We start from the raw sequence: 13,223 nt of genomic DNA, 5'->3' as shown, positions 1-13,223 counted from the left end.
CCAATAACCCTGTGGGAGCGAGCTTGCTCGCGAAGGGGCCAGATCAGACGATAGGGAAGCTATTGAAGTCGACGCTATTGGCCAACCGACTATCGATCAGGTCAATAAACCCCTGCGCCTCGGGCCGGTTGAAATGCGCCTGCATCGCCGCTTCCGACTGCCAGCGGGCACTGACCGTCCAGCGGTGGCCGTCCTCGGGGCAGCGGTCGACCAGGTAGGAATCGCAGCCCGGCGTTTCGCGCAGGGTTTCGACGATCTTCTGCAGTTGCCTGCCCAGTTCATCCGAGCGGCCGGCCGCAGCCTGCACCTGCACGGTATTGATCACTTCGTTGGACATTGCTCACACTCCTGAATCAGGCCGGACGAATCCTGCTCATTGAGGGATAACGCCTGTGCAGAATAGGCCTGCACCTGTCGATCACCAATAACCAATCGGCGGTTAATCGCCCAGACCAATCATTCAGGCAACTTGTTGCAGAATGTCGCGCAGACGATCCAGCGCGGTATCGATATCGAGCGTTTCGATGGCGCCGAAGCCGAAGTACAGGCCGTTTTTCGGCGTTTGCTGGTAATAGAAACCGTTGATCGCATACAGGCCGACTTCGACCTTTTTCGCCAGTTCGATCACCAGCGACAGGTCGATCGGCACCTTGCAGAACACCGTCATGTGGAACCCTGCACTCGGCGGCACCGCCTGCAGCCACGGCGAAAGATCGTCGGCCATGCGCGCCAGAATGCGCTCGCGGCGTTGCGCATAAATGGTGTGGCAGCGGCGGATGTGCTTGAGCAGGCAACCCTCGGCGATGAACTTGGCCAGCGCCCACTGCGGCAAGGTCGAGGCGTGCAGGTCGGTGAGTTGCTTGGCGCGGATCACCGCCTCGAGGATCGCTGGCGGCAGGATCGCATAACCCAGGCGCAGCTCCGGCAGCAGGGTTTTCGAGAAGGTGCCGACGTAAGCGACGATGCCGCGCTGGTCGAGGTTGAACAGCGAATCAGTGGGTCGGCCTTCATAGCGAAACTCACTGTCATAGTCGTCCTCGATGATGATCGCGCCCAACTCATGCGCGCGAGCCAGCAAGGCTTCACGGCGCACCTGACTCATCGGCATGCCCAGCGGGAACTGGTGCGACGGCGTGACATAGATAAGGCGCGTGCCCTCGGGAATGTGTTCGACCTGAATGCCCTCGGCATCCACCGGAATCCCGACCACCTCGGCGCCATGGGTGGCGAACAGCAAACGTGCCGGCGGATAACCGGGATCTTCCATGGCTACAAGACTGCCGGGGCTGATCAATACGCGGGTGATCAGGTCCAGCGCCTGTTGCGCGCCATTGCACACGACGATGTCTTCGTCCTGACAGTTGATCCCGCGAGAAAACGCGATGTGCCGGGCAATCGCATTGCGCAGCGCCGGCAAGCCCTCGGGCAGGCTATAGAAACCCTTGGACTGCGCCATCTGCCGCATCGCGTGAGACACGCAGCGGCGCCAGTCATCCTGCGGGAACTGGCCCTTGCTGGTGGCGCCGCCGATAAAGTCATAGCGCAGCGAACCTTCCAGCGTCGGGTGACGCAGAAACACCGGCAGATTGCGCCAGCTCTCGATCACCTCGGCGCCGGCCAGTTCGGTGTGGCTCTGTTTGCGCTGGATCTGCGCCGGACGCGCGTTGACGTAGGTGCCTTTGCCGATCACCCCGGTGAGAAAGTTTTCGTAGGTCAGTTGCGCGTAGGTGTCGGAAATGGTCTTGCGCGAAATCCCCAGTTGCTCGGCGAGCAGACGGCTGGGTGGCAACTGCGTGCCGGCGGCCAGACGCCCGGATTCAATGGCCCCGCGCAGTTGCTGATACAACTGACCGGCAAGATCCTTGCGGCCGTTGATCACGACATGAAGTTCCATACCGACGAGGCTCCTGGGGGTAATTGGCGTGCCTGCCAGATTACCGCTGTTGCGGGATCGACAATAGTTGCCTACCCGAAAAACCCGAAATTGGCCTAGATCCCCTGTGGGAGCGAGCTTGCTCGCGAATGCGGTGTGTCAGTCGCCAAATAGGGTGTCTGGATTGGCGCTTTCGCGAGCAAGCTCGCTCCCACAGGTATCGTGTATATCCGCGATTCAGTGGTGTACCCACAATTCGACAAATTGGGGCTGTAATGCATGGCTGTCGGCGTTTACGGTGAACTCATTATTCCGTCTACCGAGACCTGCCCATGTCCCCGCGCCTGGATTACTACAACGCTTCGCCCAAAGCGATGAAAGCGATGATTGCCATGGAGGCGCTGACCGCCAACCTCAGTATCGAGCAGCCGCTGCTGCAACTGATCAGGATCCGTGCCTCGCAGCTCAATGGCTGCGCGTTCTGCACCGATATGCACTCGGTGGATGCGCGGAGGGCCGGGGAGAGTGATCGGCGTTTGTATGCGATTGCGGTGTGGCGCGACAGCAATTTCTTCAACCCGCGTGAGCGTGCGGCGTTGGCTTGGGCGGAGGCGGTGACGTTGTTAGCGGAGAGCCGGGTGCCCGATGAGGTGTATCAGCAAGCGCGCGAGCAATTCAGCGAAGGCGAACTGGTCGACCTGACCATGGCCGTGACCACCATTAACAGCTGGAATCGCCTCGCGGTGAGCTTCCGCCAAACCCCCAGCGACTGAGCCTGCCCTGATCATTCCCACGCTCTGCGTGGGAATGCCCCAACGGACGCTCTGCGTTCGGCTCCGGATGGGACGCAGAGCGTCCCGGGCTGCATTCCCACGCGGAGCGTAGGAACGATCGGTAAGCGACTTAACACCGCAGGATCGTTCCCACGCTCTGCGTGGGAATGCCTCAACGGACGCTCTGCGTTCGGCTCTGGATGGGACGCAGAGCGTCCTGGGCTGCATTCCCACGCGGAGCGTAGGAACGATCGGTAAGCGACTGAACACCACAGGATCGTTCCCACGCGGAGCGTGGGAACGATCAGTGGGGTGTCATTGCGGTGGGCGTTGCGGTTTCACTGAGGTGCCAAAGGTATTGCCCATCCGCGTACTGGTCGCCGCCGGCGTCGCCAGCCCGACCTGATTCGGCGGACGTTTGTTCACCGGCACATTCAGCGCCTCCCGATTCTTTTCCGCCGCCGCCGCGCCTTCCGGGTTGTTGCCCATCTGCTGGCTCAGACAATCGTAATTCGGCGCCTTGTAACCGCCGACCGTCACCTCGACACAGCCCAAGGGTTCCTCGGCATAAGCGCTCGACAGCGCCATCAACAACAGCCCGCCAAGGCTCAATCGCCACAGTGTTTTCATGCTCGCCTCCTGGCCGGCCCAAAGGGGCCGCGCTATGGCTTGAGTCTAGTGCAAGCCTTGCGCAATTCCCGTGATGGTTTTTTTGCACCGCCCGTCACACCAGATTCATAAACAGCCCTCAGGATGACGATTTCCAAGGATTCGTCAGCCGTGCAGCGAGGCAATTCCACGGACGGTTTTCAGCGTTCAACGAGGCTTGTGCGCCGGATGTGTCTGGGGTGGCTGCTTGGCTGTGCGGCGGGCCACGCCATGGCTGACGCGGTGCCGGCGGACCTGCGCATGACGCTGCACATTCCGGCACAGGATCTGGCGCACGCGCTGGATCAGTACAGCCATGCCACTGGCGTTGCGGTGCTGGTCGACAGTCAGTTGAGTCGCGGTCGACGTTCGTTGGCGGTGGACGGTGAATACACCGCCGCCGATGCCCTGCGTCGATTGCTCGGCGGCACTGGGTTGATGGCGCGTTACGCCCGCGACGATGCGTTTACCTTGCAAGTGGCGCAGGTCGAAGACGTGCCGGCGCCGCCGCAAAAACAGACGCCGGAAAGCGTCGCGGTCAACCGCAGTTACGCGACAGCGGTGCAGGCAGCGATCGAGCGCAACCTGTGTCGCTCGCCGCTGACCCGTCCGGGCAGTTATCGCGCGGTGTTGCAGGTGTGGGTCGGCCGCGACGGCTTGGTGCAACACAACCGGTTGGTCACTTCGACCGGAGATGTACGGCGCGACAACGCGCTGGTGGAAAGTTTTCGCAACCTCAAAATCGACCGGCCGACGCCCAGCGCCTTGCGTCAGCCGGTCACGTTGCTGTTGTTACCGGAGTCGTCAGGGAAACGCATGGAATGCACCAAATGGGAAGGAGTTTCCGGGGGATGAAAGACACCGGACAAGGTTCGATGGTCCAACTGTTCCTGACGTCCTACGAGGACTTTCGGGTGCGCCTGCGCAGGCGTCTCGGTTCGGAAGATCTGGCCAACGACGTGCTGCACGAAACCTACCTGCGCGTCGACCGCATGGAGACGCCGCCGAACGTCCTGCGGCCCAATGCCTACCTCTATCGCATGGCCCTGAACATCGCCGCCGACCGCCGCCAGGCCGATGCGCGCCTGCTCACCGGCGAGGAAGTCGAGGAGCTGCTGCAAATCGGCGACGAAGCCCTCGATCCGGCGCGAGTAGTGGGTGGGCAGAAGGAAATCCAGTCGCTGCTCAGTGCGTTGTACGAGCTGCCCGCACGGCGCCGGAAGATCTTTATCGCGGCGCGTCTGGAAGAGGCGCCGCACCTGGAAATCTCGCAGCGTTTCGGCATTTCCACGCGCATGGTCGAGAAGGAAATCAAAGCCGCGTTGGGCTTCTGCGCTGCGAAGCTGGAAAGAAAAGTGTTTCAGCGGTTCGGTCGCGGGGCCGGAAAACCGTCTTCTGAATAGTGCCCGATCAATTCGTTGAGAATCTGCGCGTTTGAACATCTTTCGACTGACACCTGCCGAGCCATCGGCGGTCGACAATTTGCACAGCGAAGCCCGCGACTGGCTGGTCCTGCTGACCTCCGGACGCGCCACCGTGGCCGATGCCCGCGCCCTGCGCGAATGGTGCGCGCAGAGCGCCGAGCATGCCCGCGCGTTCGAAGAGGCCAAGCGGTTGTGGCACAACCTGCAACCGGCCGTGGAGCAAATGCAGGCGCCGCGTGGGTTTGGTCGTCGTGCGTTTCTCGGTGGGGCGATTGCTGCGTCGGCGGCGTTTTTGCTGGTGCGCGGGACGATTCCTGGTGGTTTTGAAGGGCTGGGCGCTGACTACATCACTGAAGTTGGCCAGCAGCGGCGTTTTGAACCTGTGCAGGGTGTGAGCCTGGAGCTGAACACTCAGACGCGGATTAATCAGCGTGCGGTGTCTGACGGTGTGCAGGGGTTTGAACTGGTCAGTGGTGAAGTTGAAGTGCAGACCGCGCGGTTGCCGTTGGCGATGCAGGCTGGGGGAGGGTGGTTGCGTGCGAGTCAGGGGCGGTTCAACTTGCGTAATACCGATCAGCAAGTTTGTGTGACTTGCCTTGATGGCGCGGTTGAAGTGGATGTTGAGGGGCGTAGCCTGCGTCTTGAACCGGGGCAGCAGGTGACCTATGACGCGCGGCAGGTTGGCAGTGTGCAGAGTGTCGACACAGCCGTCGTGATGAACTGGCGCAAACAAGTGCTGGTCTTCAACGGCGCGACCCTCAGCCAGATGATCGACGAAATCAACCGCTACCGCCCCGGCATGTTGCTGTTGCTCAACCGCGAACTCGGCCAACGCCGCGTCCAGGCGCGCTTCAGTCTTGATCAGCTCGCCGGCGTTGCGCTGCTGATTCGCGATGCTTATGGCGTCAAATGCACTGAGCTGCCCGGCGGCGTCGTCGTTTTGAGCTAGTGGGTTTGATCGTGTACATATCCGTTGCTGCGGTAACGGCTGCTTAGGGTTCCGCCCTTACGGCGGGTCACTTTTGACAAACGCCTCAAAAGTAACCAAAAACGCTTGCTCCTACGTGCGGCCCGCTCGCTGAGGCTCGGGGTTCCTTCGCTCCGGGATCCATCCGGGCGCATCGCCTACGGTTTGCTTCGCTGCACCTCCTCTCGATGCATTTGGCTGCGCCAAACGGTCGCTGCGCTCCCACCCCCGGATGAATCCCTCCACTCAGCCTTCCGACGTCGCCCGTGGATCAAGATCAAAAGCTGCAGCCGAGCTAACGCTCATCCTGTTGAGTGGGGCGGCTTTGCCGCTGGGGCTGTACGCAGATTAAAAACTGTGGGAGCGAGCCTGCTCGCGAAGGCGGCCCACCAGCCAACCAATCCCCAACTGACTCCACCCAATCCCACTGTGGGAGCGAGCTTGCTCGCGAAGACGGCCTCACATCCAAGCAATCCCCAACTGACTCCACCCAATCCCACTGTAGGAGTGAGCCTGCTCGCGATGACGACCTACCAGCCAACCAATCCCCAACTGCCCACCCCCAATCCCACTGTGGGAGCGAGCTTGCTCGCGAAGACGTCCTGACAGCCAACCAACCTCAAACTGACTACCCCCAATCCAATTGTGGGAGCGAGCCTGCTCGCGAAAGCGATCCATCAGTAACAACCATGTTGACTGACCCACCACGCCCGCGAGCAATCCCCACCCACATTTAATTCATGGCCAGCAAATCACTCCAACGGCCCAATCACCTGCCGATACTTCTCCACCCCCTGCGCCGTCCCCCGACTCAACCGAATCTCCAACCCCAACGGATCCTCCCGCCGATTCCCACTCAACTGCCGCCAGCCCTTATCCACCTCCCAAACCCGCACCTGCACATCACTCACATCCTGCAAAACAGCAACCCCATTCCCAGGCGCCGGCAACGGATACCGACTCCGCGCCTCAGCCACCGCCCGATACAACGTGTCGCCCTTGACCCACCACCGCACCCGCTGCAACGCCCCCGGCTGGTCCGCCGCCGTCCGAATAATATCCAGCCGAAAACCCTTACTGTCGCTACTGCGCACAGTCAGAGCGGGCGGGGCGCTCGGCGGCTCATCATCCACGCCAACCTTCTTCGGCTCGGTCAACTCAATCCCCGCGCGCATCTCCACATCCCGCTGCAACTGATTCAACGCCCGCAACAAACCGTCACTCTGCTCACTGCTCGCCTGCAAATGACTGTCCGCCCGCGTCACGCTGTCCAGCCCCCGCCAGGCAATCAGACTCACCACCGCCATCAACAGAATCGCGACCATCACCTCAATCAACGTAAACCCTTGCTGGCGCTTCATTGCAGGCTGATCCTTCCACTGCCATCACGCAGCACACTCAAGCGATTCAACCCATCCGACAACGTCAATTGCAGCGGCGGATTGATCCACTCAGCGTTCAGCACAACCTTCTGTTTCGGCTCCACCCGCACCTCCATCTTCGGACTCTGCCAGGCACGCGGCCGCAACTGCGGATCCTGCGCGAAATGATCAAACCCCTTGCCACTGTCACTGCGCCGACTAAACCGAAACCCCTTGGCATCACTCACCCACACAATCGGCCGGCCATCCGCGCGCGCCTCCGCCTGCGCCACCTGCAGCAACTGCGCCACACGCTCGGCATCCTTGCGCAGCAACTGCAACGGATCGGGCTTGATACTCAGGCTGATCGCCGCACTGGCGATGCCGATGATCACCAGCACCACCATCAACTCGATCAGCGTAAAACCCTGTTGCCTGTTCATCGCGCGCGCGCTCCTTTGCGTCCTGCGCCATCGTGCACGGCCAACATGTAAGGCGTGTGAAATAAAACGGAGAGAATTGCCGCGTAGGCTGACAGCAGGGATAAAAAGGAGATTCAACCCATGACCTTCACCGCACGCTTTTCCCCACCCCAAATGGTCCAGGCCCTCGCACTGCTCGCCGCGCTGGTCGGCGTAGCGACATGGTCGTCGCTGCTGCTGACCTCCGCCGAATCACACACCCCGGCAGCGGCCCCGCAGTTGTTGGCGGCAAGAAGTGATAGCCCGGCGTTGCAGTGGTTTTCCAATCAAACGGCGCCGGTGGACATCAAGGTGAGCGGGGTGATGGCGGGGAGTCGGGGGGCGGTGGCGATACTGAGTTTGAATAATGGGCCGCCGATGAGTTTTTTGCAGGGGGAGAAGGTGGGGCCTGGGGTGAAGTTGGTGGCGGTGGAGGGGGATGGGGTGGTAATTGAGCAGGGTGGGGAGAGGGTGCGGTTGGGGGTGGAGAGGTTGGTGGAGGGGGTGGTGTTGCCTAGGTTGGTGAGGCCGTGAGTTGAAGATAAACACTGTCAAATCGCCGTTCGTTGGGACGGCTAAGTGCCTCGGCACAAGAAAATACTTGAAGGTCCAAGAATTTTTGTAGTCGATATTTAGCTTATAGCAGCCATTTATGGCAGCCCCCTATTCGCCAAAAAACTTTCCCCATATCTATAATAGGTTCAAATTTGATGATGGACGAAGCGATGCCAAAAGGCTAGCATCGAGCCAGGTACTGCGAATCTCTGACGAATTCTAAAGAAAGGTGAGTCAAAGTACTTTTTAGCTCAAACAGTATAGAGGGATCTAATTGAATGAAGTTGATATCATTATTTGATGAGTTTTTGACTGACACAGTCAACCTAAATAAAGATCGCTTCGACAAGCTTGAAAATAGCATCGATTCGCTGAAGGCGTTCATTCAGAACTCCGATTGGGAACCAACGATTCTTGATTTTTCTGCCCAAGGATCTTGGGCGCACAAAACAATTATCAAGCCGCTCCCTGACTATCCATTTGATGCCGACCTATTGGTATATATCGACCCTGTCGATGGGTGGGAACCGAAAGACTACATTAATAAGCTCCACAATGTATTTAGTGGGAGCGGTATTTACCAAGAAAAGCTTCGGCGTTTCTCGCATTGTGTAACTATTGAATATGCAGGGGAGCGCAAAATTGATATTGCTCCCTGTATAAAAGAACGGATTTATACCGATACTTATGAAGTGTGCAATCGTATTTCAAATGAGTTTGAAGAGTCAAATCCTAAAGATTATACAACTTGGTTGCATGAGAAGAATAGAGAAACCACAAAAAACAACCTTGTGAAGGTGACTCGTTTAGTCAAATATATGAGGGACATCAAAGGTAATTTTACTTGTCCATCCTTCTTATTGACTACGTTGATTGGTATGCAGGTGACAGATGGCGATTTATTGAAGGAAACATTTCCTGACGTCCCTACCGCACTAAAAATTCTAATGGGAAGACTCGACGATTGGCTACAGGCAAATCCTACCAAACCAATGGTGAGAAATCCTGTCCTTTTTACGGAAGTCCAAAGTAATGCCTGGGATGACGTAAAATATGAAAATTTCAGAAATAAAATCAATAAATATCGAAAATGGATTGATGAAGCGTACGACGAAGACGATCGTGGCGAGAGTATAAGTGCCTGGCGTTTGGTGTTTGGTAATGACTTCGCAAGAACGGAGGTGATAGAGAAGGCAAGTCAAATTAGCAGAGCTGCGAACGAAAGTTTTTCCATGGCAAGTAGCATGTTCATTGACTTGGTTGAGCGTGTTAAAGCTTTGGGTAAGTCAGCATTGCCATCTGGATTTAGTAGCCTTCCTCATATGCACAAACCGAGATGGCGATCTGCTGGAAGCCAACTGTCAGTCCAAGTTCGTGCTTTTTTGCGTACGCATAAAGACTCTCCAAGGCTTCGAGAAGTCACAAGCCTAGACGCACTTTCTCCAGGAAGATGGCTAGAGTTTTGCGCATTTAGCGGTAATGGTTTGCCATTCCCGAGAGACTATGAAGTCATGTGGCGAGTTACGAATACCGATGCGGTCGCAACTCGAAACAACGCTTTGCGCGGCGAATTTTATGACTCTGTTACGCATGCAGTTCGAACCGAACAACTTTCATATCGGGGCGTGCACATGGTAGAGGCCTTTTTAGTCAGAAAACTCGATGATTCCTTGGTTGGAAGGAGCGAAATTTTTTATGTGACAATTGAGTGAGATCCAAACTTAATTTCATCGGTTGCTCTTAATAGTGTGCGCTGCATAGAAATATTAATTTGGAGGGTAAGATGTCTCGTAGTGATCCCATTCGTGTTAATTATTATAATGCTCTTGAGCGTGCGGAAAATATTGCCAACGGCCTATTTTATTTTGGTGCGGTGATATCGATCGCATCAATTTTTGTAACTAAAGAGAGATTTCCAGATTTGTACGGCGTAATAATGATTGCTTTTGCCGTCACAGTTTTGTCGATTTTTATTGTGGGGGTTAGTGTTAGGCTCTATTTTTTTCCACGAGCGGAAGATAACCGTCGTCGAGAGTTCTTCGGTAAGGCGTACAATGTTAGTTTGATTCATGAGAAGACTGACGGTTATTATAATAATGACCAGATTGAACCAGTGCGTCGCATCGCAGCTCAAATTCTTGAGAATAGCTGGTTTAGTAAAAGTATTGCTCTTCGGATATTGAGACTTGAAAGGGCTAAGGTTGTAATCTATTTCATGGCTTGGTTTGTTTGTATTTATTGGAGGAGCGCGGATTTTGGATTGATACTAGCGGTCTCGCAAGCTGTATTCAGCGAGCAAGTTATTGCGAAATATATCCGACTTGAATGGCTAAGGAGTCGATGCGAAGATACTTATGATCGTACGCGTAATCTGTTTACCTCTTGTGCTTCAGATACCTCGTTTAATGCAATGGCGATGGATCTTTGCTCGTTTTATGAGACATCTAAGTCTAATGCAGCAATAACATTTCCTTCGTCGACGTTCATGAAAATGAATCACAGTCTCTCGGAAGAGTGGGAGCGTATTAGACTGGATCTAAATATTTGATATGGCACTCGAAGTGGCCATAAAACGAAGGGGGGTTAATGAGGGTGGGATCTATTCCAAAAAATATCTTTCCCCCGCTTTCCTTTTAGGATAAGGGGACGGATTTATTCAGGGAAACGTGAAGGAAGGGGATCTTCCGATAAACGCCAACGTTTAAAAAGACATCTCCAAACACTCTCCCAGGCTACACATCCTTGCGCCTTTGCCTACAGCTACGCCAGAATCCGCCGGCTTGTGCGCCTTGAGGGCGGGTTCTATTGTGGTCCGGTCGCTGACGAATCAGCGATCGGGTTTGGTAGCCCGGCTTAGACTTGACGCATAGCGTCACCCGATACAGGCCTTTTAGGGGCTGTGTATTTATGGTGGCCATGCGCAGGGCGTCTTCGGGCGCGCCGGTTCTCCAAGTCACCGGTCTACCAACCTTCGTATGGCCACCACCCCTTCGTTTGGTAGCGAAAGATGATGGCTCCTTTTCTATGATTTGGAGATTCACTCATGATCAAACCAACACCCAACCCGCCCGAAACCGCCTCGGTTTCCCCCTACGAATCCATCGATTCCAAAAAACTCCACGAAGCCGCAGACCGCGCCCTCGACCATTACCTCTGTCCGCCAGGCTCCATGCCGCCGCCACGCAAAACCCGCGGGATGTATGCCGTGACCGCGGACAACAAAAACGAAGAACTACTGATCGATGCCAGTGAAACACTCGCTTCGGCGCAAACCATTGCCCAGAACGTCGCCAGCCTGTTGCCGGCATCGCAGCGTCGGGCGTTGTTGGGGATTGCGCAGTTGATCATGCTCGGAGAGTTGGCGGTGAATCGGGCGTTGGATAATTTGCAATTGCCGGGTTGATGCGGAGTAGGGCTGGCAGCGATGGCAATAGCACATGTGCCGTTTCTTGTGCCTGATAGTCCGCTATCGCCAGTTCAGGCTGGCTCCCACAGGGTTTTGTGTTGGTCACGGACATTGTGTTCGACGCTGAAACCTGTGGGAGCTCGTTGGCTACACCGTTGTGTCATTGAATGGTTCGTGCCCGAGAAATCGGCGGCGAATCTATTTAAGGAGGGAGGTGATCGACCATCACCCTCACGGGCGATGGGTTCGACGTGTCGAGCGGATTAGATATTCGGGGGTATAAGAGAAACCTTGCGAAGGTCCGGTTATCAGAGAACGGCGTTACCAGCGTGCTGATCAATGGCATGCCGGCGGTCGTTACTGGAAGTTTAGGGAGCCATGGGAACGTAGTCGTGGGTGGATCGGGCACCATCATCATTGGTACCAATATTTCTACAGCCGGTTACAAGGCCGCACACCCAGGAAGAGTACGCTGCAATGACGTCTGGTTCCCGATTGAGGTTGAAGGCACAACAGGGAATAGCAGTCGGTATATTCACATCGGTCATTTATCAGAAGGCTGCGTGACCTTTTACGAATTACTGAAGTGGAATGATATTTACGACTACTTAATTGATAAGCGCATGAAAGAAGGTAAAGGGAAATACATTGGCAAACTTATCGTGGAAAAATAAATGAACAGACTAATCTCCTTACTTTTTTTGATAAGTTTATCAATGCTTGCCAGCTGCGCGATGGCTAAGCCTCGATGCGATGATTTTCTGGCAAAACTAAGCGACAAACCTGATTTTGTAGAGTACGTGGAATGCACTCAAAACAATGATGAGCAGGGAAAGCCTCTCATTGCTCGGTACCGCGTAAAAGGCTCAGACGCCCTTGAGGCGGAAAAATACATGAACCAGACTTTCAACCTTCCGATGCTCCGGTTTATCTGCTGCGGCTGGGACTCAACATTTTATTCTTATCGCGATAAAAAAACACAGCGATGGTATCTGCTCGGCATGGGCTCCGAGGAGACGCCGGTGAACAAACGTAATTCGTGGTCAGAAATAAAATTCTTCAACATCACTGTATCAATCAATACCGAAGAGATCTGAGCACACTTAGTAAACGGACAGCACCGATGCTTACCTCAGGTGATGTGTCGGTGGGTACATGTTGACGGTTCCTTATGTCTGAACACTCGGGAAATCTAAGGCTGCGAAAGCAAGTTCGGCCGATCGGCTGTACCCCAGTCAGCAATTGGCATTCGATAAACACCAACGTTTAAAAAGACATCTCCAGACACTCTCTCAGGCTACACACACTTGCGCCTTTGCCTACAGCTACGCCAGAATCCGCCGGCTTGTGGGCTTTGTACCTGGTCTATATCGTCTATGGGTCGCTGGCAACCCAGCGACCGGGTTTAGCGACCCGACCAGGTATAAGTACAACGACGCTCCAGTTTGTCGCAGACGTTTGCGACGACGATATGGTGGCTGTGCGTGGGAGACCTTCGGGTCTGCCGGGTCTTATACCTCTCGGTTCGCTAACCCGCGTACAGCTGCCACCCTTACTTGTTTAGCGACAGGTGTTGGTGGTTTCACCAGGTATAAATATGGAGCTTCACCATGATCAAACCAACACCCAACCCGCCCGAAACCGCCTCGGTTTCCCCCTACGAATCCATCGATTCCAGAAAACTCCACGAAGCCGCCGACCGCGCGCTCGACCATTACCTCTGTCCGCCCGGTTCCACGCCGCCCCCACGTAAAA

General features: G+C 55.7%; 15 protein-coding genes and 1 pseudogene. 11 read left to right on the top strand and 5 right to left on the bottom strand.

The genetic code is table 11. The features are described 5' to 3' along the window. Positions 1-43 precede the first annotated feature (43 nt). Both AC1DVF_RS27260 and pdxR read right to left on the bottom strand, forming a co-directional pair. Positions 44-337, bottom strand: a complete 294-nt coding sequence (locus AC1DVF_RS27260) for a putative quinol monooxygenase (RefSeq protein ID WP_093437926.1) — start codon at positions 335-337, stop codon at positions 44-46. A 123-nt stretch (positions 338-460) separates the two neighbouring features. Beyond that, entirely contained in the window at positions 461-1,894 is a 1,434-nt protein-coding gene (gene pdxR, locus AC1DVF_RS27255) for a MocR-like pyridoxine biosynthesis transcription factor PdxR (RefSeq protein WP_477783454.1), read from the bottom strand. Between the two features lie 311 nt (positions 1,895-2,205). Between pdxR and AC1DVF_RS27250 the strand changes: the two genes are divergently transcribed. Then, positions 2,206-2,646 carry a carboxymuconolactone decarboxylase family protein gene (locus AC1DVF_RS27250; protein WP_008087990.1) on the top strand — a complete coding sequence of 147 codons (441 nt, stop codon included), beginning with the start codon at positions 2,206-2,208 and terminating at the stop codon, positions 2,644-2,646. Positions 2,647-2,961: 315 nt separating this feature from the next. On the opposite strand, the gene AC1DVF_RS27245 is transcribed toward AC1DVF_RS27250, so the two are convergent. Continuing rightward, positions 2,962-3,276, bottom strand: coding sequence for a hypothetical protein (locus AC1DVF_RS27245; RefSeq protein WP_477783453.1), 315 nt, complete (start codon positions 3,274-3,276; stop codon positions 2,962-2,964). 207 nt (positions 3,277-3,483) lie between these two features. On the opposite strand from AC1DVF_RS27245, the gene AC1DVF_RS27240 reads away from it, so the two are divergent. Genes AC1DVF_RS27240 through AC1DVF_RS27230 form a run of 3 tightly spaced genes read left to right on the top strand, consistent with a single transcriptional unit; the run spans position 3,484 to position 5,667 of the window. Next, the gene (locus tag AC1DVF_RS27240) at positions 3,484-4,149 is read left to right on the top strand and encodes a secretin and TonB N-terminal domain-containing protein (protein WP_477783455.1); all 666 of its coding nucleotides are present in this window, start codon (positions 3,484-3,486) and stop codon (positions 4,147-4,149) included. Further along, positions 4,146-4,697, top strand: coding sequence for an RNA polymerase sigma factor (locus tag AC1DVF_RS27235; protein WP_007913935.1), 552 nt, complete (start codon positions 4,146-4,148; stop codon positions 4,695-4,697). The genes AC1DVF_RS27240 and AC1DVF_RS27235 overlap by 4 nt, the downstream gene beginning before the upstream one ends. A gap of 31 nt (positions 4,698-4,728) precedes the next feature. Beyond that, a complete protein-coding gene (locus AC1DVF_RS27230; RefSeq protein WP_477783452.1) occupies positions 4,729-5,667 on the top strand; it encodes a FecR family protein in 939 nt (312 codons plus the stop codon). Between the two features lie 770 nt (positions 5,668-6,437). On the opposite strand, the gene AC1DVF_RS27225 is transcribed toward AC1DVF_RS27230, so the two are convergent. Both AC1DVF_RS27225 and gspH read right to left on the bottom strand, forming a co-directional pair. Further along, the gene (locus AC1DVF_RS27225) at positions 6,438-7,046 is read right to left on the bottom strand and encodes a prepilin-type N-terminal cleavage/methylation domain-containing protein (protein WP_122843706.1); all 609 of its coding nucleotides are present in this window, start codon (positions 7,044-7,046) and stop codon (positions 6,438-6,440) included. Then, entirely contained in the window at positions 7,043-7,489 is a 447-nt protein-coding gene (gene gspH, locus AC1DVF_RS27220) for a type II secretion system minor pseudopilin GspH (protein WP_007913940.1), read from the bottom strand. Before gspH ends, AC1DVF_RS27225 begins: the two co-directional genes overlap by 4 nt. A 120-nt stretch (positions 7,490-7,609) precedes the next feature. On the opposite strand from gspH, the gene AC1DVF_RS27215 reads away from it, so the two are divergent. From AC1DVF_RS27215 to AC1DVF_RS27185, 7 genes and pseudogenes are all read left to right on the top strand, one after another. Further along, complete coding sequence (locus AC1DVF_RS27215) at positions 7,610-8,041, top strand: type II secretion system protein N (protein WP_477783451.1); 432 nt, start codon at positions 7,610-7,612, stop codon at positions 8,039-8,041. A 299-nt stretch (positions 8,042-8,340) separates the two neighbouring features. Next, a complete protein-coding gene (locus AC1DVF_RS27210; RefSeq protein ID WP_477783450.1) occupies positions 8,341-9,774 on the top strand; it encodes an SMODS domain-containing nucleotidyltransferase in 1,434 nt (477 codons plus the stop codon). 71 nt (positions 9,775-9,845) lie between these two features. Beyond that, entirely contained in the window at positions 9,846-10,610 is a 765-nt protein-coding gene (locus AC1DVF_RS27205; protein WP_477783449.1) for a hypothetical protein, read from the top strand. Between the two features lie 495 nt (positions 10,611-11,105). After that, positions 11,106-11,465, top strand: coding sequence for a DUF6124 family protein (locus AC1DVF_RS27200; protein WP_477783448.1), 360 nt, complete (start codon positions 11,106-11,108; stop codon positions 11,463-11,465). Positions 11,466-11,797: 332 nt separating this feature from the next. Next, a complete protein-coding gene (locus AC1DVF_RS27195) occupies positions 11,798-12,142 on the top strand; it encodes a hypothetical protein (RefSeq protein WP_477783447.1) in 345 nt (114 codons plus the stop codon). Then, positions 12,143-12,565 carry a DUF4952 domain-containing protein gene (locus AC1DVF_RS27190; RefSeq protein ID WP_160039611.1) on the top strand — a complete coding sequence of 141 codons (423 nt, stop codon included), beginning with the start codon at positions 12,143-12,145 and terminating at the stop codon, positions 12,563-12,565. A 513-nt stretch (positions 12,566-13,078) separates the two neighbouring features. Further along, positions 13,079-13,223, top strand: a pseudogene (locus AC1DVF_RS27185) (DUF6124 family protein); the annotation flags it as partial.

It is taken from the genome of Pseudomonas sp. P4_D7 (assembly GCF_056401755.1).
The sequence above is the reverse complement of the archived record's forward strand: the minus strand, read 5'-3'. Positions and strand labels throughout refer to the sequence as shown.

What these genes read in the sequence shown, in the direction of transcription:
- AC1DVF_RS27260 (WP_093437926.1), bottom strand. Translation starts at nt 337, where the DNA reads ATGTCCAACGAAGTGATCAATACCGTGCAGGTGCAGGCTGCGGCCGGC.
- pdxR (WP_477783454.1), bottom strand. Translation starts at nt 1,894, where the DNA reads ATGGAACTTCATGTCGTGATCAACGGCCGCAAGGATCTTGCCGGTCAG.
- AC1DVF_RS27250 (WP_008087990.1), top strand. Translation starts at nt 2,206, where the DNA reads ATGTCCCCGCGCCTGGATTACTACAACGCTTCGCCCAAAGCGATGAAA.
- AC1DVF_RS27245 (WP_477783453.1), bottom strand. Translation starts at nt 3,276, where the DNA reads ATGAAAACACTGTGGCGATTGAGCCTTGGCGGGCTGTTGTTGATGGCG.
- AC1DVF_RS27240 (WP_477783455.1), top strand. Translation starts at nt 3,484, where the DNA reads ATGTGTCTGGGGTGGCTGCTTGGCTGTGCGGCGGGCCACGCCATGGCT.
- AC1DVF_RS27235 (WP_007913935.1), top strand. Translation starts at nt 4,146, where the DNA reads ATGAAAGACACCGGACAAGGTTCGATGGTCCAACTGTTCCTGACGTCC.
- AC1DVF_RS27225 (WP_122843706.1), bottom strand. Translation starts at nt 7,046, where the DNA reads ATGAAGCGCCAGCAAGGGTTTACGTTGATTGAGGTGATGGTCGCGATT.
- gspH (WP_007913940.1), bottom strand. Translation starts at nt 7,489, where the DNA reads ATGAACAGGCAACAGGGTTTTACGCTGATCGAGTTGATGGTGGTGCTG.
- AC1DVF_RS27215 (WP_477783451.1), top strand. Translation starts at nt 7,610, where the DNA reads ATGACCTTCACCGCACGCTTTTCCCCACCCCAAATGGTCCAGGCCCTC.
- AC1DVF_RS27210 (WP_477783450.1), top strand. Translation starts at nt 8,341, where the DNA reads ATGAAGTTGATATCATTATTTGATGAGTTTTTGACTGACACAGTCAAC.
- AC1DVF_RS27205 (WP_477783449.1), top strand. Translation starts at nt 9,846, where the DNA reads ATGTCTCGTAGTGATCCCATTCGTGTTAATTATTATAATGCTCTTGAG.
- AC1DVF_RS27200 (WP_477783448.1), top strand. Translation starts at nt 11,106, where the DNA reads ATGATCAAACCAACACCCAACCCGCCCGAAACCGCCTCGGTTTCCCCC.
- AC1DVF_RS27190 (WP_160039611.1), top strand. Translation starts at nt 12,143, where the DNA reads ATGAACAGACTAATCTCCTTACTTTTTTTGATAAGTTTATCAATGCTT.